At 72.4% G+C, this 25,087-nt stretch carries 21 protein-coding genes; 12 read left to right on the forward strand and 9 right to left on the reverse strand.

Annotated elements, in window-relative coordinates; genetic code table 11:
* Positions 1 to 16: 16 nt before the first annotated feature.
* Positions 17 to 1,702 (reverse strand): sodium:solute symporter family protein, encoded by a 1,686-nt coding sequence (locus tag EXE59_RS01515; protein WP_135837317.1) that lies wholly within the window; start codon positions 1,700 to 1,702, stop codon positions 17 to 19.
* Positions 1,699 to 1,977: a DUF4212 domain-containing protein gene (locus EXE59_RS01520; protein ID WP_135837318.1), complete on the reverse strand. Its 279-nt coding sequence runs from the start codon at positions 1,975 to 1,977 to the stop codon at positions 1,699 to 1,701. The genes EXE59_RS01515 and EXE59_RS01520 overlap by 4 nt, the downstream gene beginning before the upstream one ends.
* Before the next feature lie 295 nt (positions 1,978 to 2,272).
* Between EXE59_RS01520 and EXE59_RS01525 the strand changes: the two genes are divergently transcribed.
* On the forward strand, positions 2,273 to 2,725 hold the full coding sequence (locus EXE59_RS01525) for a hypothetical protein (protein WP_168218355.1): 453 nt from the start codon (positions 2,273 to 2,275) through the stop codon (positions 2,723 to 2,725).
* Here EXE59_RS01525 and EXE59_RS01530 read toward each other — a convergent pair.
* Positions 2,653 to 3,780: an aldehyde dehydrogenase family protein gene (locus EXE59_RS01530; protein WP_135837319.1), complete on the reverse strand. Its 1,128-nt coding sequence runs from the start codon at positions 3,778 to 3,780 to the stop codon at positions 2,653 to 2,655. The two genes, EXE59_RS01525 and EXE59_RS01530, sit on opposite strands and share 73 nt — an antisense overlap.
* Before the next feature lie 85 nt (positions 3,781 to 3,865).
* Between EXE59_RS01530 and EXE59_RS01535 the strand changes: the two genes are divergently transcribed.
* The 3 genes from EXE59_RS01535 to icmF are packed head-to-tail and all read left to right on the forward strand — an operon-like array spanning position 3,866 to position 8,409.
* Positions 3,866 to 4,621: a helical backbone metal receptor gene (locus tag EXE59_RS01535; RefSeq protein ID WP_135837320.1), complete on the forward strand. Its 756-nt coding sequence runs from the start codon at positions 3,866 to 3,868 to the stop codon at positions 4,619 to 4,621.
* Positions 4,622 to 4,632: 11 nt separating this feature from the next.
* Positions 4,633 to 5,133 carry a MarR family winged helix-turn-helix transcriptional regulator gene (locus tag EXE59_RS01540; RefSeq protein ID WP_135837321.1) on the forward strand — a complete coding sequence of 167 codons (501 nt, stop codon included), beginning with the start codon at positions 4,633 to 4,635 and terminating at the stop codon, positions 5,131 to 5,133.
* 36 nt (positions 5,134 to 5,169) lie between these two features.
* Complete coding sequence (icmF, locus tag EXE59_RS01545) at positions 5,170 to 8,409, forward strand: fused isobutyryl-CoA mutase/GTPase IcmF (protein WP_135837322.1); 3,240 nt, start codon at positions 5,170 to 5,172, stop codon at positions 8,407 to 8,409.
* A gap of 109 nt (positions 8,410 to 8,518) precedes the next feature.
* Here the strand turns inward: icmF and EXE59_RS01550 are convergent, their stop codons facing one another.
* Positions 8,519 to 10,480 (reverse strand): ATP-binding protein, encoded by a 1,962-nt coding sequence (locus EXE59_RS01550; RefSeq protein ID WP_135837323.1) that lies wholly within the window; start codon positions 10,478 to 10,480, stop codon positions 8,519 to 8,521.
* 121 nt (positions 10,481 to 10,601) lie between these two features.
* Here EXE59_RS01550 and EXE59_RS01555 point away from each other — a divergent pair, with 121 nt between their 5' ends.
* Positions 10,602 to 10,949 (forward strand): response regulator, encoded by a 348-nt coding sequence (locus EXE59_RS01555; RefSeq protein WP_135837324.1) that lies wholly within the window; start codon positions 10,602 to 10,604, stop codon positions 10,947 to 10,949.
* Between the two features lie 7 nt (positions 10,950 to 10,956).
* Here the strand turns inward: EXE59_RS01555 and EXE59_RS01560 are convergent, their stop codons facing one another.
* The 5 genes from EXE59_RS01560 to EXE59_RS01580 are packed head-to-tail and all read right to left on the reverse strand — an operon-like array spanning position 10,957 to position 15,683.
* On the reverse strand, positions 10,957 to 11,733 hold the full coding sequence (locus tag EXE59_RS01560; protein ID WP_135837325.1) for a SurA N-terminal domain-containing protein: 777 nt from the start codon (positions 11,731 to 11,733) through the stop codon (positions 10,957 to 10,959).
* 56 nt (positions 11,734 to 11,789) lie between these two features.
* Entirely contained in the window at positions 11,790 to 12,179 is a 390-nt protein-coding gene (locus EXE59_RS01565) for a hypothetical protein (protein WP_135837326.1), read from the reverse strand.
* A gap of 41 nt (positions 12,180 to 12,220) precedes the next feature.
* The gene (locus EXE59_RS01570; protein ID WP_135837327.1) at positions 12,221 to 13,648 is read right to left on the reverse strand and encodes an aminobutyraldehyde dehydrogenase; all 1,428 of its coding nucleotides are present in this window, start codon (positions 13,646 to 13,648) and stop codon (positions 12,221 to 12,223) included.
* A gap of 11 nt (positions 13,649 to 13,659) precedes the next feature.
* The gene (locus EXE59_RS01575) at positions 13,660 to 13,983 is read right to left on the reverse strand and encodes a cupin domain-containing protein (RefSeq protein WP_210428842.1); all 324 of its coding nucleotides are present in this window, start codon (positions 13,981 to 13,983) and stop codon (positions 13,660 to 13,662) included.
* Positions 13,984 to 14,033: 50 nt separating this feature from the next.
* Positions 14,034 to 15,683, reverse strand: coding sequence for a PucR family transcriptional regulator (locus tag EXE59_RS01580; RefSeq protein ID WP_246056431.1), 1,650 nt, complete (start codon positions 15,681 to 15,683; stop codon positions 14,034 to 14,036).
* Positions 15,684 to 15,780: 97 nt separating this feature from the next.
* On the opposite strand from EXE59_RS01580, the gene EXE59_RS01585 reads away from it, so the two are divergent.
* The 7 genes from EXE59_RS01585 (at position 15,781) to EXE59_RS01610 (ending at position 25,021) form a co-directional block, all read left to right on the forward strand.
* Positions 15,781 to 17,319: a CoA-acylating methylmalonate-semialdehyde dehydrogenase gene (locus tag EXE59_RS01585; protein WP_425464501.1), complete on the forward strand. Its 1,539-nt coding sequence runs from the start codon at positions 15,781 to 15,783 to the stop codon at positions 17,317 to 17,319.
* Positions 17,312 to 18,682, forward strand: a complete 1,371-nt coding sequence (locus EXE59_RS01590) for an aspartate aminotransferase family protein (RefSeq protein ID WP_135837330.1) — start codon at positions 17,312 to 17,314, stop codon at positions 18,680 to 18,682. The genes EXE59_RS01585 and EXE59_RS01590 overlap by 8 nt, the downstream gene beginning before the upstream one ends.
* A complete protein-coding gene (locus EXE59_RS01595) occupies positions 18,679 to 20,094 on the forward strand; it encodes an NAD(P)/FAD-dependent oxidoreductase (RefSeq protein ID WP_135837331.1) in 1,416 nt (471 codons plus the stop codon). The genes EXE59_RS01590 and EXE59_RS01595 overlap by 4 nt, the downstream gene beginning before the upstream one ends.
* Before the next feature lie 17 nt (positions 20,095 to 20,111).
* Complete coding sequence (locus EXE59_RS01600) at positions 20,112 to 21,314, forward strand: MFS transporter (protein WP_210428843.1); 1,203 nt, start codon at positions 20,112 to 20,114, stop codon at positions 21,312 to 21,314.
* A 315-nt stretch (positions 21,315 to 21,629) separates the two neighbouring features.
* Positions 21,630 to 21,785 (forward strand): hypothetical protein, encoded by a 156-nt coding sequence (locus EXE59_RS23565; RefSeq protein WP_168218356.1) that lies wholly within the window; start codon positions 21,630 to 21,632, stop codon positions 21,783 to 21,785.
* Between the two features lie 221 nt (positions 21,786 to 22,006).
* Positions 22,007 to 23,458: an HNH endonuclease signature motif containing protein gene (locus EXE59_RS01605; protein WP_135837332.1), complete on the forward strand. Its 1,452-nt coding sequence runs from the start codon at positions 22,007 to 22,009 to the stop codon at positions 23,456 to 23,458.
* A gap of 309 nt (positions 23,459 to 23,767) precedes the next feature.
* Positions 23,768 to 25,021, forward strand: a complete 1,254-nt coding sequence (locus tag EXE59_RS01610) for an IS256 family transposase (RefSeq protein WP_135837333.1) — start codon at positions 23,768 to 23,770, stop codon at positions 25,019 to 25,021.
* Positions 25,022 to 25,087: the final 66 nt, after the last annotated feature.

Raw genomic sequence — 25,087 nt, forward strand, 5'->3', positions numbered from 1 at the left:
GCCAGTGGATCTCGCATCAGTGGATCTCGCCCTGGGCGTGCTTGGCGACGAGCTCGGTCTTGCCGGGGTAGCGGATCTCCTCGACCAGCTCCTGCATGACGGGGCTCGGCTTCGGGGTGAACTGGGAGACGATGATCGTCACCGCGAAGTTGATCAGCATGCCGATCGTGCCGAAGCCGGTCTCCAGGATCCCGAAGATGCCCTCACCGTTGCCGTAGATGTCGATCGTCCACAGCATGTAGGCCATCGTCGTGACGAGTCCGGCGAGCATGCCCGCCGTCGCGCCCATGGCCGTGCAGTTCTTCCAGAAGATCCCGAGCACCAGGATCGGGAAGAAGCTCGCTGCCGCCAGCCCGAAGGCCAGCGCCACCACTTGGGCGACGAATCCCGGGGGGTTGATGCCGAGGTAGCCGGCGACCACGATCGCGCCGCCCATGGCGATGCGGCCGACCATGAGCTGACGCGCCTCGGTGGCCTGGGGGTTGATCTTCTTGAAGTAGACGTCGTTGGCGACGGCGCTGGAGATGACCAGCAGCAGTCCCGACGCCGTCGACAGCGCCGCGGCCAGCGCGCCCGCCGCCACCAGGCCGACGATCGGGGCCGGGAGGCCACCGATCTCGGGCGAGGCGAGCACGATGATGTCGTTGTTGATCAGGATGTCGCTGTAGCTGACGACCGTGTCCGCACCCAGGTCGGCGACAGGGGAGCCGTCGGCCTGGGTGATCAGGCCGACCTCGGACCACGTGTTGAACCACGACGGCATCTCGCCCAGCGCGGTGCCGTTGACGTCCTCGATGATCTGCAGCTTGCTGAAGGCCGCCACCGACGGGGCGGTCGTGTAGAGCAGGGCGATGAAGAAGAGCGCCCACAGCGCCGAGTACCTCGCGGCCCGCACGCTCTTGGCCGTGTAGAAGCGGACGATCACGTGCGGCAGGCCCGCGGTGCCGAACATCAGCGACGCCGTGATCAGCAGCATGTTGAGCATGTTGGTGCTGCCGAAGGCGGCGGTGTACTCGGGGATGCCGAGCTCGGTCTGCAGCGCGTCGAGCTCCGCGAGGATCGTCCCGAAGCCGACCTGCGGGATCGGCACGCCGGTCACCTTGGCAGAGACGGCGAACGCCGGGATCAGGTACGCGATGATCAGCACGGTGTACTGCGCCACCTGGGTCCAGGTGATCCCCTTCATGCCGCCGAGGACGGCGTAGAAGAAGACGATCGCCATGCCGATGATGACGCCGGTCGTCGGGTCGACCTTGAGGAAGCGGGTGAAGACCAGGCCGACGCCCGCCATCTGGCCGGCGACGTAGACGAAGGACACGACGATCGCCGCGACCACCGCCACCAGGCGTGCCGTCTCGTTGTAGCGGTCACCGACGAAGTCGGGGATCGTGTACTTCCCGAACTTGCGCAGGTACGGGGCCAGGAGCAGCGCGAGGAGCACGTAGCCGCCCGTCCAGCCCATGAGGTAGACGGAGCCGCCGTAGCCGTTGCCCGCGAAGGCGATGATGCCGGCCATGGAGATGAAGGAGGCCGCGCTCATCCAGTCCGCTGCGATCGCGGCGCCGTTGGCCGGGGCCGGGATGCCTCCGCCTGCGACGTAGAAGCCCGCTGTGGAGCTGACCCGGCTCCGGTAGGCGACGAAGATGTAGATGCTGAACGTGAGGACCACGAAGACGAGGGTCCAGGTCTGGATGTCGCTCACGAGTGGTGCACCTCCTCCTCGTACTCGTCGATCCCGAACTCGGCATCGAGCTTGTCCATGCGGACCACGTAGACCGCGATCAGGATGACGAAGGTGATGATCGAGCCCTGCTGGGCGAACCAGAAGCCGAGCGGGAAGCCGGCGACCACGACCTCGTTGAGGGGCTCCACGAACAGGATGCCCGCACCGAACGACACGAGCGCCCAGACCGTGAGCAGCACGGCCATCAATCTCAGATTTCGGCGCCAGTACTCCCGGCGCTGGTGTTCATCCACGGTGACCTCCACTGGCTGACGACTCGGAGCTTGCGTGTCCAGCAGCGAAACAGCGCTCGTCACAGCGGGTCAAGGCGTGGATGTGAGCGGGGTCACACTTTTCGGCAAGCGGTCGGAAACCGTCGGCAGGTGGCGCGGCGAGGCCGGAGAGGGCCGCTCCGGTCGCCCCGCAGCGCCGTTGGTCGCACAGGACCGACCGTTCGTCGCGCGCCGACCCCCCGTTCGTCGCGCGCGACGGCACGCGGCCACCGGCCGCCGACGCCCGATCACCCGGACCGTTCCGTAGAGTCCCCCCATGACCGCAGCAACGGCGAGGAGTGCAGCCCGAACGCGGCGCAGGCCTGACCCGGCGAAGCGCCGCCTGGCCGGGGCGGTCGCGATGGTGGCCTTCGGGTCCTTCCTCCCGTGGATCGACACGGCCGTCGGCTCGGTGTCCGGAGCCCGCGGCGCCGGCCTGTGGACGTTCTACGCCGCGATGCTCGGGCTCGCGGGGGCCCTGGTCCCGATGCGCCGGCTGGCGGCGGTGCAGGCGGCCGTCTTCGCCGCCGTGGCGGTGGCCGTCCCCGTCTGGCAGGTCGTGCACCTGCTGACCCTGGTCGGGATGAACGGCTGGGTCCCCGGTCCCGGCCTGGTGCTGGTGCTCGGCGGTGGCGTGCTCGGCGGCAGCGCCGCAGCTCAGCTGTTCCGTGCGCCGGCCACGACCATGAGCACCGGGCCGAGCACCTCCTCGCGCACCAGGCGCGACTGACGCGAGAGCCCGCCGATCACGGTGGGGGCGAACCACCAGCCGTCGCGGTCCAGGACGCTGCCGCCGAGGGCGATGTGGCCACCCTCGGTGCGGGCGAGGTCCACGTAGCGGCGCACCCGGTCGCGGGCCACGCCCGAGCGCAGGGGCCCGCACATGGTGTCGGGCTTGGACGGGTCGCCGGGCACCACCTCCGCCATCGCCTCGACGGCGGAGCGGAGGGCCTCGGCGTAGCGGTGGGGTGGCACCACGACGCTCGCGGGCAGCCGGCACGCCTGGCCGGCGTTGGCGGCCACCGTCACCGCGGCCGCGGACACCACCGCCGCCAGGTCGGCGTCGTCGGCAGCCTCGATGGTGAGCGGACCGCCGACGTCGAGGCGTACGCGCTTGCCGGCCCGCTCGGCCGCGACCTGCACGCGCTCGGCCGTGACCGCCGAACCGGTGAACGAGACCTCGTCGACGCGGTCGTCGAGGGTGAGGGTGATGGCGACGTCGACGTCACGGGTGGCCAGCACGTTGAGGACCCCGCGCGGCAGGACGTCGAGGGCGATCCGACCGAGCTCGATCGCGGCGCTCGCCGCCTCGGGCGCGGGCTTGAGCACCACGGTGCCCCCGGCCGAGAGCACCCGGCCGACCTCCTCGATCGCCACCGCGAGCGGCGAGGTGGCGGGCGTGACGACGGCCGTGACCCCCGCCTCGCCGGGTTGCTCGCCGCGCATCAGGGCGATCGGGGCGTCGAGGTGGGCGGCGCGGAGGGACACCGGCACCCCGGTCTCGGCGGCCATCAGGGCGGCGAGGTCGTCGGAGCGCTCGGCCAGCGCGGCCTGCAGGCGCCGGATCGCGTCAGCGCGCAGGCCGACGTCGGTGCTCCACTGCGTCGCGTCGAAGGCGCGCCGCGCGGCAGCGGCCGCCGCGTGGGCCTCCGTGACGCCGGCGTCCGGCACGTCCCAGAGAACCTCGGCGGTCGCGGGGTTGCGGGCGGCGTACGTCCACCCCTCCGCCGTCGGCTGCTCCACGCCGTCGATCGGCAGCCCCCGAGACCGGGCGTGCTTGCTCATGGGGAGAACTCCATCATGCGACCGGTCCGGATCCCATCACCCGGTCGTCCGGTTGCCCGCACCCCATGTGACTAGCCTCGACGCCATGCGTGACGACCTCGGTGCCGACGTCCGGCTGGGCGGCCCTGCGCGACGGGTGGTCTGCCTCGTCCCGTCCCTCACCGAGGCGATCGCGGCGTCCGCGCCGGACCGGCTGGTCGGAGCGACCGACTGGTGCACCCACCCGCCCGACCTCGACGTGCCCCGGGTCCGCGGCACCAAGAACCCCGACCTCGCCGCGATCCGCGACCTCGCTCCCGACCTCGTGGTCGCCAACCAGGAGGAGAACCGCGAGCTGGACGTGCGCCGGCTCCGCGACTCCGGCGTCGCCGTGTGGGTGACCCGGATCGAGACGGTCGAGGAGTCGCTGGCGTCGATGTCGCGGCTGTTCACCGCGGCCCTGGGCCTGGCGGACCCGCCGTGGCTCGGCGAGGCGCGGTCGCTGTGGGCCACCCCGCTGTCCCCGCGGTTGCGCGTGGCGGTCCCGATCTGGCGCGACCCGTGGATGGTGGTCGGGGCGCAGACCTACACCGACCACCTGCTGGCCCGGGCCGGCCTGACCAACGTGCTGGCCCACGGCCCGACCGCGCGCCACGGGCGCTACCCCACCCTCACGCCGGAGGAGATCGACGGCGCCGGCGCCGACCTGGTGCTGCTGCCCGACGAGCCGTACGTCTTCACGGCCGACGACGGGCCGGAGGCCCTGCGCACGCCGACGCGGCTGGTGTCGGGCCGGCAGCTGACCTGGTACGGCCCGGCGATGGTCGAGGCGCACGCCGTCCTGACCGGGCTGTCTGGATAGCCTCCCGTGCCATGACCCGCGACCCGATCAGCGAGGCCCACCGCCAGTGGGTGGCCCACGGATGGGGGGACGCCGCCGACGGGATGGCGATGGTGACGTCGGTGGTCCGCGCCCAGCAGCTGCTGATGGAGCGGATCGACGCCGTCCTGCGGCCGCGCGGCCTGACGTTCGCCCGCTACGAGGTGCTGCGCCTGCTGTCCTTCGCCCGCGACGCCGCGATGCCGATGTCGCGGCTCGGCTCGCTGCTCCAGGTGCACCCCACCAGCGTCACCAGCGCCGTCGACCGGCTCGTCGCCCAGGGCTACGTCGAGCGCGTGCGCAGCGACGAGGACAAGCGGGTCGTACGCGCGGTGCTCACCGACCCGGGCCGCGAGGCGGTCGACGAGGCGACCGCGGCCCTCAACGGCGCCGTCTTCGAGGCGCCCGGGCTGCCCGGGGGCGAGGTGCGTGCCCTCACCGACCGCCTCACCGCGCTGCGCAACGGCCTGGGCGACGGGGAGCCCGACAGGTGACTCGCGAGTAATACTAGGAAGTCCTAGTATCTCCTCATGGCCGACCTCCCCCGTCCCGAGCTGCACCGTCCGCAGCACCCGATCCGCCTCGTCACCGCCTCCAGCCTGTTCGACGGCCACGACGCGTCGATCAACATCATGCGGCGGATCTTCATGAGCCAGGGCTGCGAGGTCATCCACCTCGGCCACAACCGCTCCGTCCAGGAGGTCGTCGACGCGGCGCTCGAGGAGGACGTGCAGGGCGTCGCCGTGTCGTCCTACCAGGGCGGGCACGTGGAGTACTTCGAGTACCTCGTCGAGTCGCTGCGCGCCGCGGGCGCCGACCACGTCAAGGTCGTCGGCGGCGGGGGCGGCGTGATCGTGCCGTCCGAGATCACGCGCCTGCGCGAGTCGGGCGTCACGATCTTCTCCCCCGAGGACGGCCAGAAGATGGGCCTCGTCGGGATGATCAACTCCGTCGTCGCCGACTGCGACACCGACCTGTGGGCCGACCGGGCGGTCACCGTCGACCAGGTCCTGACCGGGGACCGCTTCGCCGTCGCCCGCGCGATCACCGGTGCCGAGGAGGGTCGCCTCGACGAGACGATGCTCGCCGAGCTCCGGGACGCCGCCGCCCGCCGCGTCGTACCCGTCCTCGGCATCACCGGCACCGGCGGCTCGGGCAAGTCCTCGCTGACCGACGAGGTCGTACGCCGCTTCCGCACCGACCAGCAGGACAAGCTGCGCATCGCGGTGGTCGCCGTCGACCCGACCCGGCGCAAGGGTGGCGGCGCGCTGCTCGGCGACCGGATCCGGGCGAACTCGCTCGACGGCGACCGGGTCTTCTTCCGCTCGCTCGCCACCCGCGGCGCCCACGAGGTGCCCGAGCACCTCGGCGACGTGATCACCGTGATGAAGGCCGCCGGCCACGACCTGGTGATCGTGGAGACGCCCGGCATCGGCCAGGGCGACGCCGGCATCGTGCCCCTGGTCGACCACTCGCTCTACGTGATGACGCCGGAGTTCGGCGCCGCCTCGCAGCTGGAGAAGATCGACATGCTCGACTTCGCCGACACGGTCGCGATCAACAAGTTCGAGCGCCGCGGCGCCAAGGACGCGCTGCGCGACGTCGGTCGCCAGCTGGTGCGCAACCGGGAGGCCTTCGGCAAGCAGCCCCACGACATGCCGGTCTTCGGCACGAGCGCCGCCACCTTCAACGACGACGGCGTGACCGCGCTCTACCAGCACCTGCGTGACGAGCTCGCCGGCGTCGGCCTGGCCGTCAGCGAGGGCACGCTGCCGCACACCGACGTACGCCACTCCTCCGGCATCCGGCAGGTCGTCCCGGCCGACCGGGTGCGCTACCTCAGCGAGATCACCGAGACGGTCCGCGGCTACCACGCGAGGACGGCCGAGCTGGCCGAGGTGGCCCGCAACCTCCAGCGCGTGCAGTACGTCGCCGACCAGCTCGCCGACGGCGACCTGGGTCAGGTCGCCGCCCTCCTCGAGTCCGCGCGCAGGGCCGTCCCCCACGAGGTCGCCGACCAGATCGAGCGCTGGCCCGCGGTCGTGGAGTCCTACTCCGGCGACGAGCAGGTCGTCGTGGTGCGCGACCGGGAGATCCACACCAAGCTGACCCGCGAGTCCCTCAGCGGCAACAAGATCCCGCGCGTCTCGCTGCCCCGCTTCACCGACCACGGCGAGCTGGTCCGCTTCTGGCGCAACGAGAACCTCCCCGGCTACTTCCCGTTCACCGCGGGCGTCTTCCCGTTCAAGCGCGACAACGAGGACCCGGCCCGCATGTTCGCCGGCGAGGGCGACCCGGCACGGACCAACCGCCGCTTCAAGATCCTCTCCGAGGGCAACGACGCCACCCGCCTCTCGACGGCGTTCGACTCGGTGACCCTCTACGGCCGCGACCCCGACCCGCGCCCCGACGTCTACGGCAAGGTCGGCACCTCCGGCGTCTCGGTCGCGACGCTCGACGACATGAAGGCGCTGTACGACGGCTTCGACCTCGTCGCCCCGACCACCAGCGTCAGCATGACGATCAACGGCCCCGCCCCGACGGTGCTGGCGTTCTTCCTCAACACCGCGATCGACCAGCAGGTCGACGCCTTCCGCGAGCGGGAGGGCCGCGAGCCGTCGGACGACGAGCGCGCCCGGCTGGCGGCGTACGCCCTCGCCAACGTCCGCGGCACGGTGCAGGCCGACATCCTCAAGGAGGACCAGGGCCAGAACACCTGCCTGTTCTCGACCGAGTTCAGCCTCCGGATGATGGCCGACATCCAGGAGTGGTTCATCGCCCACCAGGTGCGCAACTTCTACTCGGTGTCGATCTCCGGCTACCACATCGCCGAGGCCGGGGCGAACCCCATCAGCCAGCTCGCGTTCACCCTCGCCAACGGCTTCACCTACGTCGAGGCCTACCTCGCGCGCGGCATGGACATCGACGACTTCGCGCCGAACCTGTCGTTCTTCTTCTCCAACGGCATGGACCCCGAGTACAGCGTGCTCGGCCGCGTCGCGCGCCGCATCTGGGCGGTGACGATGAAGGAGAAGTACGGCGCCTCCGAGCGCTCGCAGAAGCTGAAGTACCACGTGCAGACGAGCGGCCGGTCGCTCCACGCGCAGGAGATGGACTTCAACGACATCCGCACCACGCTGCAGGCGCTCATCGCGATCTACGACAACGCCAACAGCCTCCACACCAACGCCTACGACGAGGCGGTGACGACCCCGACGGAGGAGTCCGTGCGCCGCGCGCTGGCGATCCAGCTGATCATCAACCGCGAGTGGGGCCTGGCGATGAACGAGAACCCCCTCCAGGGCTCGTACGTCATCGACGACCTCACCGACCTCGTCGAGGCAGCGGTCCTCCAGGAGTTCGACTCGATCAACGAGCGCGGCGGCGTTCTGGGGGCGATGGAGACCGGCTACCAGCGCGGGCGGATCCAGGACGAGTCGATGCTCTACGAGCACCGCAAGCACGACGGCTCGCTGCCGATCATCGGCGTCAACACCTTCGTCAAGGAGTCGGCGGCGGACGCGCAGCCCAAGGAGATCGAGCTGGCCCGCGCGACCGACGCCGAGAAGGAGTCGCAGCTCTCGCGCGTACGCGCCTTCCAGGCTGCGCACGCCACCGAGGCGCAGCAGGCGCTCGCGCGGCTCAAGGACGCGGCGGTGGCCGGCGAGAACGTGTTCGCCGTGCTGATGGACGCAGCGAGGGTCTGCTCGCTCCAGCAGGTCACCGAGGCGTTCTTCGAGGTGGGCGGCCAGTACCGCAGGAACGTCTGAGCTCGCGGACGAGCGCAGCGAGGACGCGAACGCGAAGAGGTTGAGGAAGCCCCGCGGCCGAGGAACGAGGTCGCGACGGGCGGCTCGAAACCTGAGCTCGAAACCTGAGCTAGCCAGCGGCAGGCAGGTCGAACCGGAACACCGACCCCCGCCCACCGGGTCCGGCCAGGCACTCGATGGTGCCGCCGTGCCGATGCACGATCGTCTGGCAGATCGTCAGCCCCATGCCGGTGCCGCGGAAGTGCGCGCGCACCGACCCGCTGCGGTGGAACCGCTGGAAGATGAGCGAGCGCTCCTCCTCCTCGACCCCGACGCCGCGGTCCTCGATCTCGACCACCACCCGGGCACCGTGCCGCTGCGCGCGGACCGTGATCGCCGCGGGCTCGCCGGGGACGGCGTACTTGACGGCGTTGCCGATGAGGTTGCCGAAGAGCTGGCGCACGGCGACCGGGTCGGCGTGGACCGCGGGCAGGTCGGCGTCGACCTCGAGCACGTCGTCCGGCCCGAGCAGACCGGCGGTCTGGGCGAGGACGCCGTCCGGGCCGGCGAGGCGTACGTCGGTGGCGCGCAGGTCGCCCGCCTCGGCGAGCGCGTGCTCGAGGAGGTCGCCGATCAGGTCGGCCATCTGCTCGGCGGAGCGCTCGGCGCGGCGCAGGGGCATCATCGCGTCGGAGTCGGGCTCGAGGTCGTCGACGGCCAGGGAGAGCCAGGAACGGATGGCCGACAGGGGCCCGCGCAGGTCGTGCGCGGCCGTCGAGGCGAAGCCGGCGAGCGGGCGCAGGCCGGAGCGGTGCTCGGTCACTTCGCGCAGCACGAGCAGCACGCCGGCGCGCCCGGCTCCGCGCGACAGCGCGGCCCGGGACACCGCCAGCACGATCTCCTCGCCGCTGCGCAGTGGGATCACCACGTCGCCCACGCCGAGCTCGGCACGCGCGGCGCTGGCCTCGGCGGCGTCGGGTCGGAGCAGCAGCTCGACGAGGTCGGCGACCGCGTCGGCGTCGGTGGCGCCCGGGCTCACCCGGTGGGCGAGTCGCCGGCTGGCGCCGTTGCTGCGCTCGACGCGGCCGTCGGGGTCGAGCACGACCAGGCCCTCGCCCATGCTCTCGGTCATCTCGGCGAGCAGCTCGGCCTGCTCGGCCGCCTCCTCGCGGGCTCGGGTCGCCGCGGCGAAGAGCACGTCGACGCGGTCGCCCAGCGCCCCCACCGCCAGCCCGGTCAGCAGCACTCCGACCACGAAGAGCTGGGAGATCAGCACCTCTGCCACCGGGTCCACGATCGCGTCGAAGGGGCCGTGGCCGGTGAGGCTCAGCGCGAGGGCGATGGTGCCGAGGGCCAGGCAGTGCAACGCCGCGGGGAAGGTCCGGAAGCGCGCGGCGGACCACACCGCGAACCCGATCAGCATGAAGGTCACCGGGTGGGGCTGGAGGAACACGGCGACCGTGGTGCCCACCGACACGATCCACAGCACGGCCAGCTCCACGCGGCGGCCCTCGTGGGTGCGGGGCGGGATGTCCTGGGTGTGCCACTCCCAGGCGAGGTGGCCGACCGCACCGATCGTGAGGACCCCCACGACGTGACGGGCGAACCAGGCCACGGCGGTCATCGCCGTCGCGTCGGCGGCGTCGGCCCACACGCCGGCCGTGCCGATCAGGGCGCCGGCGAGGCAGCCGACGGCGACGGCCGCGCCGGCCATGGTCAGCGTGCGCGGCGACCGGATGCTGGCGGTGCCGCCGGCGCCGAGCATCTCGGGGCACCACCGCCGCAGGAGCAGGCCGATCACGGCCGTCTGCACGGTGACCGACAGGGCACCGAAGAAGCCCAGGACCGGAGAGACGCCCGTGACGACCACCAGCACCCCGTGGATCGCCATCAGCGGCAGCAGCACGCGGGCGACGTGGCGCGACGACTCCGCCAGCAGCCACAGGATCGCGACCCCCGAGCCCGGCCAGATCAGGCTGAGGACCTGTCCCTCGATCGCGGTCAGCCGGCCGACGACGGTCAGCAGCGCGTACGCGAGTGCGAAGCCTGCGGCCCGAGCCGGCGACAGGGCCGTCGCGGGGGCCGTCGTCATGGCGGACACCCTACGTTTCCCGCACGCTCATCGCCCGTGATCCACAGGGTCGAGGTCACGATCTCCTCAACGCTCGGCGCGCACGTAGGCAGCGGCGCCCGATCGGGTCCAGACTCGGACCATGTGCCTGCGCAGCCTCGTGGCCGACGACGAGCCGGACATCCGCGACTTCATCGGCCACGTGCTCGAGCGGGCCGGGCACCACGTGACGACCGTGGGGGACGGGGCCGAGGCCCTCGAGCGGGCCTCGGAGCAGGACTTCGACCTGATGGTGCTCGACCACCACATGCCCCGGATGACCGGACTCGCCGTGGCCGACGAGCTGAGCCGGGCGTGCCCGGACACGAAGGTCCTGCTCATGTCGGGCGACCTCGACGTGGGTCGCGCCCACCCGCACTTCCTGCCCAAGCCGTTCAACCGCGGCGAGTTCATGGCCGCGGTGGACAGCCTGCTGGGCCCTGCCGACTGATCGGGCGCTAGAGGTTGATCGTGATGTCGGCGTTGGCGCGCAGGTCCTCGACGAGCGCCGTCGCGACCTTGCCGATCTGCTGGTTGGTGGCCTGCTCGGCGAGCTGGTCGCGCACCTGGGCGAACGGCGGGATCTTCTGCGCCTGCTCGCCCGCCTGCGCCTGCTGCTCCTTGGCCTGCGCGTAGAGCTCGCGGAGCTCCTTGTCGGTCGGCTCGATCGGACCGCTCTCGTCCGTGACGAGCTGCTCGACGAGGACCTGGGTCTCGACCTGGTCGCGGGCCTGCTCCGCGGTGACGCCCTGCTGCTCGACGGCCTCGAGAAGCTCGTCGGCGGACTTCATGCCGTTCTGCTCGGCGAGGTCGGTGAGCTCGGCGTCGACGTCGTCGTCGCTGACCTCGAGCCCGCGCGCCTCGGCCTCCTGGGCGAGGAGCTCGGTGTCGACGAGGTCGTCGGCGGTCTGCTTGCGCAGCTGCTCCTCGTCGGGGGCCTCGCCGCCCATCTGGGCCTGGGACGCGGCCTGCGCGAATGCTGCCTCGTAGATCGGGACGAACTCGTCCTTGGTGACCTCCTCGCCGTTGACCTCGGCCACCACGTCGGGGATCGCGTCGAGGTCGGGGCCTCCCTCGGCGCCGGCGCCGGCGCTCGCGCTCGAGGTCTCGCTCGGCGAGGCGTCCTTCTCGGAGTCGGCAGACGAGTCGCCGCTGCCGCCGCACGCAGAGAGGGCGAGAAGGCTGGTGGCGGCCACGAGGCCGAGGGCAGTACGGGTTCGCATCAGGTGAGTCATCGCGATCGACCGTACGCACCGAACCTGAGCGCGCTTCTCAGGATCCCGAGGCCCGTTCAGAGGTGGTCGGGGACGATCAGGGCGTCGGGGTCCTGCCGCACGGGGAGCTGGGCGAGGGCCGTACGGACGAGGGTGAGGCGCGCGGCGACGGCGACCTTCTGGCGCAGGCGGCCCACGCCGCTCTCGCCGAAGGTCTGCTCCACCGCGGCAGCGATCTGCGCGTCGGTGAACGTGGGCCGGGTGCCGGCGGGGACCTCGACGTCGGGGAGGGCGAGCAGCACCGGCAGCACCTGGCTGCCGACGGCGTCGAGCAGGTGGTAGCGGTCGATCTTGCTCATCGACTCCCAGGCCGCCTCGCCCTTGGCGCGGCGCCCGACCTTGCCGCCGGCCACGATCTTGGCGGCGGCGGTGACGGCGACGGTCAGCTCGTGCTCGGTGAAGCGCATGGGTCCAGCATGCCGGACGACGCGCGGCTCCCAGAAGTGCGTCAGTAGTGGGCGGTCATCACGTGCTTGATGCGCGTGTAGTCGTCGAAGCCGTAGCCCGACAGGTCCTTGCCGTAGCCCGACGACCCGAACCCGCCGTGCGGCATCTCGGAGACGAACGGGATGTGGGTGTTGACCCACACGCAGCCGAAGTCGAGCTCGCGGGTGAGCCGGTCGGCGACCCCGACGTCGCGGGTCCACACGCTGGCAGCGAGGCCGTACGGCACGCCGTTGGCCATCGCGACCGCGTCGGCCTCGTCGTCGAAGGACTGGACGGTGAGCACCGGACCGAAGACCTCCTCCTGCACGATGCGGTCGTCCTGGCGCACGCCCGTGACGACCGTCGGCGCGAAGAAGAACCCCGCGTCGCCGTGGCGGGTGCCGCCGGTGCGGACGGTCGCGTGGCCGGGGAGGTCGGCGAGGAACGCCTCCACCTTGGCGAGGTGTGCGGCGTTGTTGAGCGGGCCGTACTCCGCCTCGTCGTCCGACGGCGGCCCGGGGCGGGTGCCCTCGGCCGCCTTCACGAGCAGGTCGGTGAGCTCGTCGTGGACGCTGCCGTGCGCGATGACGCGGGTGGCGGCGGTGCAGTCCTGGCCGGCGTTGAAGTAGGCGGCCGCCGCGATCAGCTCCGCCGCGCGCGGCAGGTCGGCGTCCGGCATGACGACCACGGGAGCCTTGCCGCCGAGCTCGAGGTGGACGCGCTTGAGCGACCTCGCCGCCGACAGCGCGACCTCGGTGCCTGCCCGGACGGACCCGGTGATCGCGACGAGCCCGGGCGTCGGGTGCTCGACGAGGTAGCGGCCGGTGGAGGCGTCGCCGTTGACCACGTTGAGCACGCCCGGCGGCAGGATCGCGCCGGCGATCTCGGCGAGGAGCACCGTCGAGCGCGGGGTGGTGTCGCTGGGCTTGAGCACGATCGTGTTGCCGGCGGCGAGCGCGGGCGCGATCTTCCAGATCGCCATCGCGAAGGGGTAGTTCCACGGCGTCACCTGGCCGACGACACCGATCGGCTCGCGGCGGATGGCGGAGGTGTGGCCCTCGAGGTACTCCCCCGACGACTTGCCCTCGAGCAGCCGCGCCGCGCCGGCGAAGAAGCGCAGCTGGTCGACACCCTGGTCGACCTCCTCGCTGGCGATGTAGCGCACCGGCTGTCCGGTGTCCCGGGCCTGCACCGCACTGATCTCGTCGCGGCGGTCCGCGACAGCGGTGGCGAGGTCGAGGAGGTACGCCTGTCGCGCCCCGGGCGTGAGGCGCTTCCACGAGGCCGACGCGCGCTCGGCGGCGGCGTACGCCCGGTCGACCTCGTCGGGCGTCGAGATCGGGGAGCGCCCGTCGGGCTCGCCCGTCACCGGGTCGACGAGGTCGATGAAGTCGGTGGTGGCCGAGGCGACCAGCTCGCCGTCGATGAAGTTCTGGATCGTGTCGGTCACGGGGATCCCTCTCAGGCGACGTAGATCTTGCGGATGGTCTCGCGGACGACCCAGGTGGTGTGCTCGCCGGCGCGCAGGCGTACGACGCTGCCGGGACCGAGGTCGACCCGCTCGCCGTCGTCGAAGGACACCGTCCCCGAGCCGGACAGCACGACGAACACCTCGTCGACCTCGACGTCGGTCGCGGTGCCCGGGGTCATCTCCCACACCCCGACCTCCACCCCGGCGACGGCGGCGAGGGCGCGCGACCCGGCCTCGGGTGCCCCGTCCACCACGGCGCCCGGGTCGAGCGGCGTGGTCGGCACGAGCGTCCCGACGTCCAGCACACGGTTCATGGTGAGCATCGTCCCCAGCGAGTCGGCCACCGCGGGCCGACGATCTGTCGTCACTTCGAAGGCCCGCCGGACAGTCCGTCAGCCGTCTCCCGGCCCAGGTCACGGGCGACGAGCGCGACGTGGAGCGAGACGCGGACGTCCGGGTCGTCGAGGTCGGCACCGAGGACCGTCTCGATCCGGGCCAGCCGGTCGTAGAAGGCGGCGCGCGACAGGTGCAGGCTGGCGGCCGCCTCGGTCTTGCTGGCGGGGTGCAGCAGCAGGGCGCGCAGCGCGGCGAGGAGCTCGGTGCGCGAGCCGTCGGCGCGGTCGTGGGCCTCCAGCGGGCCGAGCTCGCGCTCGACGAACAGCCGGACGCGCTCGTCCTCCCCGAGCAGCGCCAGCAGGCCGCGCAGGTGGAGGTCGGCGAGCCGGTGCACGTCGGGGTCCTGACCGCGCCGGACCTGCGGGGCGGCGTCGGCGACCTGGCCGGCCTCGGTGACCGTACGCGCGATGCCGCCGCGGTCGGTGACGGCACGGCCGGCGGCGACCACGACGTCGTGGTGGGGCAGCACGCGGGCGGCGAGCCGGTCGACGAGGTCGTCGGCGTCCGCCGCCGGTCCCGCCGACACCAGCACGCGCAGGTCTCGGTCCACCTCGCAGACCAGGGCGGGCAACCGCAGGCCGTGGGCGGCACGCACCACGGTGGCGGCGACCTCGTCGAGGTCGGCGGGCGTGCCGGTGCCGACGCGCGGGCGGACCACGAGGCCGACGAAGGTGCGCCGCCGCACGGGGAAGCCCGCGAGCTCGCAGCGGCGCCCCACCTCGTCGGGGCCGGCGCCGTCGCGGACGGGTCCGGCCATGAGCGCGGTCAGCAGCTCGAGGTGCGTGCGCCGCATGAGGGTGCCGCGGTCACGGTCGTGCAGCCGGTGCAGCGCGAGCGCCGCGGCGGCGCGCTCGGCGACCGCGACGAGCCGCTGCGACGGCGCCTCGGGCGAACCGATCACCAGCCGTCCCCACGCCTGGTCGGCGGTGCCGAGCCGGGTGACGAGCCAGCCGTTCGTGGCGTCCCAGCCGGTGCGCCCGGCCACCTCCACGCGCCGTGAGCGCGCGGGCCAGCCGTCGAGGAAGCCGCCCGGGTCGTCGGGGCCGGCGAAGTAGTCGAGGGGCCGGTGCTGGGCGTTCTCGACGACGACGGGGCCGTCGGAGAGCCGCTGCACCGCCCGGAGGATCTCGACGGGGCCGGCCTGGCCGAAGCTGAGCTCGGTGAAGGTCTCGTGGACCCGCTGCGCCTCGCGGAGCTCGGTGACCTGCTGGTCGACGACCCGCTCGCCGATCTCCTGCGCGAGCGCGGCGAACCGGGTCTCCCGGCCCAGCACGACCAGCGGGAGGCCGTGGCGCTCGCACGCCGCGACGAGGGCGTCGGGGAGCGCGGACCCCCAGCGCCGGCCGAGCTCGACGACCATCCCCGCGCTGCCGACGTCGGCGAGCTCGTCGACGAAGGCGGCCAGCCCGGACTCGTCGTCGTCGGGCGGCAGCCCGGTGCCCATCGTCAGCAGCAGGTCGCCCTCGCGCAGCAGCTCGCCGACGTCGGGTCGCTCCGTGGCGTGCACCCACCGGATCGGGCGGGCCGCACCGGCGGCACCGGCGACGACCTCCGGTGCCGCGCGGCGGAAGGCGGGCAGCGCCAGCGCCTCCCGCAAGGTCACGCCCGTCGTCAGCACACCTGCAGCCTACGCGCGTTCGGGGTGACGAAGTGTCCGGTCGGGGTCGCCGATGCCGACGATCCGACACCCACGCGCGGGCAGTCAGAGCCGCAGGATGGGGCGCATGAGCCACCTCGATCAGCGCGACATCGTGCACTGGGCCGACGGCGCCCCCCTGACCGGCGAGCCCCACGGCTGGGCCGACGTGACCAACCCCGCCACCGGCGAGGTGACCGGCCGCGTCGCGCTGGCCAGCGAGGCCGACGCGGCCGCCGTGATCGCGGCCGCCGCCCGCGCCGCCCGCGCGTGGGGCACCACGTCGCTGGCGCGGCGTACGCAGGTGCTGTTCGCGTTCCGCGAGCTGCTCAACGCCCGCAAGGACGAGCTGGCCGCCATCATCACGAGCGAGCACGGCAAGGTGCACTCCGACGCGATGGGCGAGATCGCTCGCGGCCTCGAGGTGGTCGAGTTCGCGTGCGGCATGTCGCACCTGCTCAAGGGCGGGCACAGCGAGGAGGCCTCGACCGGCGTCGACGTGCACTCCAAGCGGGTGCCGCTGGGCGTGGTCGGCATCATCAGCCCGTTCAACTTCCCGGCGATGGTGCCGATGTGGTTCTTCCCGATCGCGATCGCCGCGGGCAACACGGTCGTCCTCAAGCCGAGCGAGAAGGATCCGAGCGCGGCCGGCTGGATCGCCGCGCTGTGGCAGGAGGCCGGACTGCCCGACGGCGTCTTCAACGTGCTGCACGGCGACAAGACGGCCGTCGACGCACTGCTCACCAGCCCCGACGTGCAGGCGATCAGCTTCGTCGGCTCCACCCCGATCGCGGAGTACGTCTACGAGACGGCGAGCCGCCACGGCAAGCGCGTCCAGGCGCTCGGCGGCGCGAAGAACCACATGGTCGTGCTGCCCGACGCCGACCTCGACCTGGCCGCCGACTCGGCCGTCAACGCCGGGTACGGCAGCGCCGGCGAGCGGTGCATGGCGATCAGCGTCCTCGTCGCGGTCGACCCGATCGGCGACGAGCTGGTCGCCCGGGTCGCCGACCGCACGCGCACGCTGCTCATCGGCGACGGAGCCAGGGGCAGTGACGAGCGCGAGGCCGATATGGGCCCGCTCGTGACCAGGGCGCACCGCGACCGGGTCAGCTCCTTCATCGACTCCGGCGAGGCGGCGGGCGCGAAGGTCGTCGTCGACGGCCGCGACGTCGCCGCGCGCGGCGGGGAGGGCGGCTTCTGGCTCGGCCCGACGCTCTTCGACGACGTCACCCCCGACATGGACATCTACCGCGAGGAGATCTTCGGGCCCGTCCTGTCGGTCGTCCGCGCGGCGTCGTACGAGGAGGCGGTCGCGCTCGTCAACGCCAACCAGTACGGCAACGGCACCGCGGTCTTCACCAACGACGGCGGCGCCGCCCGCCGCTTCGAGGCTGACGTCGAGGTCGGGATGATCGGCGTCAACGTCCCCGTCCCGGTGCCGGTCGCCTACTACTCCTTCGGCGGCTGGAAGCGCTCGCTCTTCGGCGACACCCACGCCCACGGCACCGAGGGCGTGCACTTCTTCACCCGCGGCAAGGTCGTCACCACCCGGTGGATCGACCCGGCCAACCGCCCCGAGGGCGGCCTCGAGCTGGGGTTCCCGCGCAATGACTGACCTCCTCTCCACCACCAGCGACCTGGGCAGCGACCTCTCGGGGACCCACGACGCCGAGCGGGCGTACGAGCTCGACCGCGCGCACGTCTTCCACTCCTGGTCGGCGCAGGCCGAGATCAGCCCGATGGTGATCACCCGGGCCGAGGGCAGCCACGTGTGGGACGGCGACGGGAAGCGCTACCTCGACTTCACCTCCCAGCTGGTCTTCACCAACCTCGGCCACCAGCACCCGCGCATCGTCGCCGCGATCCGGGAGCAGGCCGCGACGCTGTGCACGGTCGCGCCGGCCTTCGCCAACGGCACCCGCTCGGAGGCCGCCCGGCTGATCGCGAGCCACACCCCCGGCGACCTCGACCACGTGTTCTTCACCAACGGCGGCGCCGACGCCAACGAGCACGCCGTACGGATGGCGCGGCTGCACACCGGCCGGCACAAGGTGCTGACGACCTACCGCAGCTATCACGGCGGCACCCACCTCGCGGTCAACATGACCGGCGACCCGCGCCGCTGGGCCAGCGACCACGGCTCGGCGGGGACGGTCCACTTCTTCGGCCCGTTCCTCTACCGCAGCGCGTTCCACGCCACCACCGAGGCCGAGGAGTGCCAGCGCGCGCTCGAGCACCTCGAGCAGGTCGTCGCCCTGGAGGGACCGGCGACGATCGCCGCGATCGTGCTCGAGGCGATCCCCGGCACCGCCGGGATCATGGTCCCGCCGCCGGGCTACCTCGCCGGCGTCCGCGAGATCTGCGACCGGCACGGGATCGTGCTGGTCGCCGACGAGGTGATGTCCGGCTTCGGGCGGTCGGGCCGGTGGTTCGCGGTCGAGCACGGCGGCGTCACCCCCGACCTCCTGACCTTCGCCAAGGGCGTCAACAGCGGCTACGTCCCGCTCGGCGGCGTCGCGATCAGCGACGAGATCCACGCGACCTTCGCCCACCGCGCCTACCCCGGCGGGCTGACCTACTCCGGTCATCCGCTCGCCTGCGCCGCGGCCGTCGCGACCATCCGCGCGATGGAGGACGACGACCTCGTCGGCCGTGCCCACCGCCTCGGCGCCGAGGTCATCGGTCCGGGCCTGCGGGCGCTCGCCGAGAAGCACCAGTGGATCGGCGAGGTGCGCGGCACCGGCGCCTTCTGGGCGCTCGAGCTGGTCAGCGACCGGGAGACCAGGGAGCCGCTGACGCCGTACGGCGGGTCGAGCCCGGCGATGAGCGCCGTCGTGAAGGGCTGCCAGGAGCGGGGCATGCTGCCGTTCAGCAACTTCAACCGCATCCACGTCGTGCCGCCGCTGACGACCACCGACGACGAGGCGCGCGAGGGCCTGGCGATCCTCGACGCGGCGCTGGCGGCCGCGGCGGGGTGAGCGGCCACCTCACCGCCTACGAGCGGCACGCGCCCGACCCGCGGCTGGTCGCCGAGTCCCTGGCCGGGAGCGAGCTGGGCGTCTTCTGGCTCGACGACGCCGGCGCGGGATCCATGCCGGCGTGCGCGCCCCTCACCGCGTCGACGCGTGCCGACCTGACCGTGGTGGGCGGCGGCTACCTCGGGCTGTGGACCGCGGTGCACGCCAGGCGTCGCGACCCCGGTCGACGGGTGGTGCTGCTCGAGGCGCAGACCGTCGGCTGGGCGGCGTCGGGCCGCAACGGCGGGTTCTGCGACGCCTCGATCACCCACGGCGAGGAGAACGGCCGCTCGCGCTGGCCGGAGGAGCACGACACCTTGGCGCGGCTGGGCAGGGAGAACCTAGACGCCTTCGAGGCCGACGTGCGCGACCTCGGCCTGGCCTGCGAGTGGGAGCGCACGGGCGCGCTGTCGGTGGCGGTCGAGGAGCACCAGGTCGACTGGCTGCAGGGCTCGTCGCACGTCCTCGACGCGGCTGCCGTACGGGCCGAGATCGACAGCCCGCTGTTCCTCGGCGGCGCGCTGGAGCCGGACACGTCCGCGCTGGTGCACCCCGCGCGGCTCGCCCTCGACCTGGCCCGGGTCGCCGCCGACCTCGGCGTCGAGGTGCACGAGCACTCCGCCGTCACCGGGCTGCGGCGCGAGGGTCGTGTCGTCGAGGTGTCGACCGACCGCGCGACGGTCACCTCGGACCACGTGGTGCTCGCCACCGGGGTCGCCCCGTCGCTCGTCCGTCGCAACCGGCTGATGACGGTGCCTGTCTACGACTACGTGCTGATGACCGAGCCACTGTCGGCCGGGCAGCTCGCCTCGATCGGCTGGGCAGGACGGCAGGGGCTCGGCGACCTGGCCAACCAGTTCCACTACTCGCGGCTGACCCGCGAGGACCGGATCCTGTGGGGCGGCTACGACGCGATCTACCCCGCCGGCGGGCAGGTCCACGTCCGCCACGAGGACCGACCGGAGAGCCACGCCCGCCTCGCCTCGCACTTCCTCGCGACCTTCCCCCAGCTCGAGGGCATCCGGTTCACGCACCGCTGGGCGGGCGCGATCGACACCTCGACGCAGTTCGCGGCGTTCTACGGCACCACCCACGGCGGACGGGTGGCCCACGCCGCGGGCTTCACCGGGCTCGGGGTGGGCGCGACCCGCTTCGCCGCCGAGGTGGTCCTCGACCTGCTCGCCGGGCGGCCGACGGAGCGTACGGAGCTGCGGATGGTGCGCGAGCGCCCGCTCCCGTTCCCGCCCGAGCCGCTCGCGTCGGTCGGGATCAACCTCACCCGCTGGTCCCTCGACCGCGCCGACCACCGCGAGGGCCGGCGCAACGGCTTCCTGCGGGCGCTCGACCGGGCCGGGCTGGGGTTCGACTCCTGAGCCGTAGGCTGCGGGCCGTGAGCGAGCGGGGGCCGATCTGGCGACAGCCGGGCATGGGCCCGCTGATGGTGATGACGTGCGCGGGGTTCTCCGGGTACGCGGTGCTGCTCACGGTGGCTCCGCTGTGGGCGGTCGAGGGCGGCGCGACCACTGCCGGCTCCGGGCTCGTGAACGGCATGCTCCTCCTCTTCACGGTGCTGACGCAGCTGCTCGTCCCGCGGGCGTTGCGGACCTTCGGATGGGGGTCGGTGCTCGCCGTCGGGCTCGCCCTGCTGGGCGTCCCCGGGGTCCTGATGTCGCTGGACGACGGGCTCGGCGTGGTCCTCGCGCTCTCGGCGGTCCGGGGAGTCGGGTTCGGCGTCCTCACCGTCACCGGGAGCGCGGCCGTCGCCGCGCTCGTGGGCGCGAGGCGGCGCGGGGAGGCGATCGGGGCGTACGGCCTTGCCGTCGCGGCGCCGAACCTCGTCCTCCTGCCCGCCGGGCCGTGGCTCGCCGAGAGCGTCGGCTACTGGGTGGCGTTCACCGTGAGCGCCCTGCCCCTGGTCGGCATCCCGGCGGCGCTCCGCCTCGCGTCAGCACTCCGCTTCAGTGCACCGGACCTGCACCCCGGCGCCACGGCGGGGGCCGACCCGCGCGACCCGCAGTCGGCTGCCTACCGACACCTGCTCCCGCCGATGCTCCTGTTGCTGGCGGTCACGCTCGCAGGCGGCGCGCTCATCACGTTCACCCCCCAGATGGTCGAGAGCACGCCGGTCGCAGTCATCGGCCTGCTCCTGATGGGGCTGTCCGCTGCGCTGAGTCGTTGGCGGATCGGCGCGCTCGCGGACCGTCACGGCGCGCACCGCTTCCTCGTGCCCCTCGTCGTCCTCACGGGAGCGGGCATGGCACTGGTGGCATGGTCAGTCGCGAGCTCCGACGACGTCCGCGTGGTGTCGTTCCTCCTCGCCATGCTCCTGGTCGGCCTGTGCTACGGAGGGCTGCAGAACCTCACGCTGGTGATCTCCTTCGCCGCCGTCTCGCGTCGGCACCACAACCTCGCGAGCGCGGTGTGGAACGTCGGGTTCGACGCGGGCACGGCGCTGGGCTCGGTGGCCGTCGGGGTGATCGCCGGGCTCACGTCCTTCTCCACCGCGCTCCTGGCGGCGGGCGCGGTCGCCGTGGCGACGCTCCCGCTAGCGGTGCGGCGGTCGGGCGTGCGTGAGGCTTCGAGCAGCCGTTGACACGGCTACCCTCCCGGGCATGAGTCGCTCGGGACGGCGAGCCCGTCCGCGACGAGCCCGTCCGACGACGTCACGGACGACGGCACACCGACCGGCCAGTCGTCACGCTCGCTCGCGCTGACGAACGCGCCCGCTGGGGTGAACTACATCCCGCGCGGTGAGGGCGAGACTGGCAGGCCCTCGCTGCGTCGTGGGACCGAGTCTTGTGGACCGGCAGCAGGCTCGCTGCCGGCCGGCGAGCACTCCGCACAGCGGTCGGATGCCTGCACGCGGCGGCCGACAAGTCCTAGCCCGGCGTCCCTGGATGAGAGCCCTGTGAAGGCGTACGGCGCGCACCTGGTGCTGGCACAGACGCTCGCTGGCGGCGAGCACACGGTCTCGTACGTCCAGTTCGACGAGTGCGAGCCCGGAGACGAGGCACGGCAGGCGGAGGTGCGGGTCCGAGGCGACGTGTCGACAGCGTGGTCGTGAAGTCCGACTGGTGTGGTGCCCGGTCGTTCCTGGTCGACGACCTCGACGCCATCTGCGCAGGACTCGACTCGGAGGTGGGGACGCGGATCAGGGAGTTGGCAGCGCAATGGATCGGGGAAGCGATCGCCCAACCGAGCGAGGCCTCACCACGAGGCTCGCCGCAGCAACCGTGTGAACTCGCGGACCGACCACTGTCGGACCCGACGACTACAATCGAGCGCATGATCGAGACGCTGGCAGCCGGGGCACGAGGGGTCGCAGACGACCTCTCACCCGCCGACCTGCTCGCCACGATCAAGGCCTCCCGTGACGTCGAGAACTCCGAGGCTGCCCGCCAGCTCGCTCTCGCCGCCCGGTGGGCGGACCTGCACCCGCCGGAGTCGATCCACACAGCAGCGTCGTTCACGGTGTCGGGGTCGCAGCACGAGGAGCCCATCGCCGGGGAGGGTGCTCCGCTGGTGGCGGAGTTCTGTTGCGCCGAGCTCGGCACCGTCCTCGGGATCACGTCGACGGCGGCGAAGAAGCTCGTCGGTCACGCCCTCGAGCTGCGCCACCGCCTGCCGCGGTTGTGGGCGCAGGTCCACGCCGGGCAGGTGCCGGCGTGGCGGGCGAGGCTCGTCGCGGACACCACGATCCACTCCTCGCCCGCGTTGACTCGTGAGGCGGCGGGGTTCGTCGACGCGCAGGTCGCGGCCGTCGCCGGACGGGTCGGGTCCGCGCAGCTGGACCGGCTCGTCGCGGAGACGATCAGGCGCTACGACCTCGCGACCGCCGACCCCACGCAGGATCCGGAGGACGGCTACCTGCACGTCGACCCGCGTCACGTCACCGTGGACACCGAGGACGTGCACTACGCCGGCACCCTGCGGATCGAGGCCGAGGTCGACATCGCCGACGCCCTCGACCTCGACCGCGCCCTCGCCCACCACGCCGCCACCCAGCAGGCCCTCGGATCCCTGCTGCCACTCGACGCCCGACGAGCCAAGGCCCTCGGGGACCTCGCCAGGACCCAGACTGCTCTGGATCTCGCCGGCGGCGGCGCCGACCTGGAGGACACCGGCGCTGGCGGCGACGACGCCGACGAGACGCACCTGCCCGCCGCCCGCGCGGTCGTGATCCACGCCCACGTCGACGCCTCCTTCTCCGGCGACACCACCGTGTTCGGGCCCACCGGCCGCATGGAGAACGGCCAGCGCCTGGTCCTGCTCGAGCAGGTCCAGTCCTGGTGCGCCGACACCCGCACCGAGGTCACCATCAAGCCCGTCATCGACCTCAACACCACGCTCACCGCGCAGACGCGGAAGGTCCCGGCAACGATCCGCGAACACGTGATCCTGAGAGATCGCACCTGCGTGTTCCCGTTCTGCACCCGCCCGGCACGGCGCTGCGACGTCGACCACATCATCCCGTGGGACAACGACGCCCACGCCGAGGGCCGACCCCAACCGGGTCCGACGACCACGAGCAACCTCGCGTGCCTGTGCCGGTTCCACCACCGCCTCAAGACCCACTCGCCCTGGCGCTACGCCATGGTCGCGCCCGGGGTGTTCGCGTGGACCTCGCCCCACGGGCACCGCTACCGCCGCGACCGCACCGGCACCACCGACCTCGACCCACCGGATCCGCCGGACCTGGCAATCCCACCCGGCCTCCCGCGACCACGCCGACGATGACCCCGCCTCGAACCCCGCCGAGACACGTCCGGCGGGGGCCAGTGGCACGCCCAGCCCGATCACCGCTCTGCGTTGTCGCGTCCTTTCTGGTCCCCGTCGACCGCGAGGCCCTCATGCCGCTTCAACGCGAGCAGGGTCTGCTTCCACCCTGCCGAGTGCCACCGATTGCGGAAGAGCCGCGCTTGGTGAGTTGAGTCCATGGGCGTGGTGTACGACGGGCCCGACGTGAGCGTGGCGTCCTGACATAGCGACGGCCACCGCGTGATCCTTCAGAAGACCTGCGAAAGCACGACTGAAGGAGTCACCACGATGACCGTCGACCCCAACTCTATTGACCTGCCCACGTTCATGACCGAGCACCTGGCGCGTGCCGAGCCCGACCTACTCCGGACCATGTTGTCCACGTTCGTGCAGGCGTTGATGTCGGCCGAGGCCGACGCGATCTGCGGCGCCGGCTACGGCGAACGCAGCCCGGAGCGGACCAACTCCCGCAACGGCTACCGGACCCGGGACTTCGACACCCGCACCGGCACGATGGAGGTTGCAATCCCCAAGCTGCGCGAGGGCTCGTACTTCCCCGACTGGCTCCTCGAGCGCCGCCGTCGGGCCGAGCGGGCCCTGACCACAGTGGTGGCAACCTGCTACCTCCTCGGGGTGTCGACGCGGCGGATGGAGAAGCTCGTCGAGACCCTCGGCATCACCAGGTTGTCGAAGTCGCAAGTCAGCGTGATGGCCAAGGAGCTCGACGCGCACGTGGAGGACTTCCGCACCCGGCCACTCGACGCCGGGCCGTACACGTTCCTGGCCGCGGACGCGTTGACGATGAAGGTCCGCGAGGGCGGGCGGGTCGTGAACACCCACGTCCTGGTCGCGACCGGCGTCAACGCCGATGGGCACCGCGAGATCCTCGGCGTGGACATCTGCTCGGCCGAGTCCGAGGCCGGCTGGCTGACCCTGTTCCGCGGCCTGAACGCCCGCGGCCTGAGCGGCGTCAAGCTCGTCACGTCCGATGCCCACAGTGGCCTGGTGGCCGCGATGACGGCGACCCTGGACGGTGCCGCCTGGCAGCGATGCCGCACCCACTACGCGGCGAACCTGATGTCCGCGACACCAAAGTCGTCGTGGGGCTGGGTCAAGGCGATGCTGCACTCGATCTACGACCAGCCCGACACCAAGGCCGTGCACGCCCAGTTCGACCGCGTCATCGACACCCTGGACGAGAAGCTCCCCGCCGTGGCCGAGCACCTCGAGGAAGCCCGCGCCGACATCCTGGCCTTCACCGCGTTCCCGAAAGAGATCTGGCGCCAGATCTGGTCCAACAATCCCAACGAGCGCCTCAACCGCGAGATCCGCCGACGCACCGACGTCGTCGGGATCTTCCCCGACCGCAACTCCGCCATCCGACTCATCGGAGCCGTCCTAGCCGAGCAGCACGACGACTGGGCCGAGGGCCGCCGCTACCTCGGACTCGACGTCCTGGCACGCTCCCGCATCGCACTCATCAACACCAACGAGACCACCGACCAGAAGGAGGACCTGACACCCGCCGCACTCACTGCCTAGAGTGCAGCCACCGGATCACGCGGTGGCCCCTTCATCCACCACGACCGTGGACTCGACCGCTTGGTG

The sequence above is a fragment of the Nocardioides eburneiflavus genome (genome assembly GCF_004785795.1).
Classification (GTDB): Bacteria; Actinomycetota; Actinomycetes; order Propionibacteriales; family Nocardioidaceae; genus Nocardioides; species Nocardioides eburneiflavus.

Coding starts and splice junctions, on each gene's coding strand:
- EXE59_RS01525 (WP_168218355.1), top strand. CDS start 2,273: ATGACCGCAGCAACGGCGAGGAGTGCAGCCCGAACGCGGCGCAGGCCT.
- EXE59_RS01530 (WP_135837319.1), bottom strand. CDS start 3,780: ATGAGCAAGCACGCCCGGTCTCGGGGGCTGCCGATCGACGGCGTGGAG.
- EXE59_RS01535 (WP_135837320.1), top strand. CDS start 3,866: ATGCGTGACGACCTCGGTGCCGACGTCCGGCTGGGCGGCCCTGCGCGA.
- EXE59_RS01540 (WP_135837321.1), top strand. CDS start 4,633: ATGACCCGCGACCCGATCAGCGAGGCCCACCGCCAGTGGGTGGCCCAC.
- icmF (WP_135837322.1), top strand. CDS start 5,170: ATGGCCGACCTCCCCCGTCCCGAGCTGCACCGTCCGCAGCACCCGATC.
- EXE59_RS01550 (WP_135837323.1), bottom strand. CDS start 10,480: ATGACGACGGCCCCCGCGACGGCCCTGTCGCCGGCTCGGGCCGCAGGC.
- EXE59_RS01555 (WP_135837324.1), top strand. CDS start 10,602: ATGTGCCTGCGCAGCCTCGTGGCCGACGACGAGCCGGACATCCGCGAC.
- EXE59_RS01560 (WP_135837325.1), bottom strand. CDS start 11,733: ATGACTCACCTGATGCGAACCCGTACTGCCCTCGGCCTCGTGGCCGCC.
- EXE59_RS01565 (WP_135837326.1), bottom strand. CDS start 12,179: ATGCGCTTCACCGAGCACGAGCTGACCGTCGCCGTCACCGCCGCCGCC.
- EXE59_RS01575 (WP_210428842.1), bottom strand. CDS start 13,983: ATGAACCGTGTGCTGGACGTCGGGACGCTCGTGCCGACCACGCCGCTC.
- EXE59_RS01585 (WP_425464501.1), top strand. CDS start 15,781: ATGGGGCGCATGAGCCACCTCGATCAGCGCGACATCGTGCACTGGGCC.
- EXE59_RS01590 (WP_135837330.1), top strand. CDS start 17,312: ATGACTGACCTCCTCTCCACCACCAGCGACCTGGGCAGCGACCTCTCG.
- EXE59_RS01605 (WP_135837332.1), top strand. CDS start 22,007: ATGATCGAGACGCTGGCAGCCGGGGCACGAGGGGTCGCAGACGACCTC.
- EXE59_RS01610 (WP_135837333.1), top strand. CDS start 23,768: ATGACCGTCGACCCCAACTCTATTGACCTGCCCACGTTCATGACCGAG.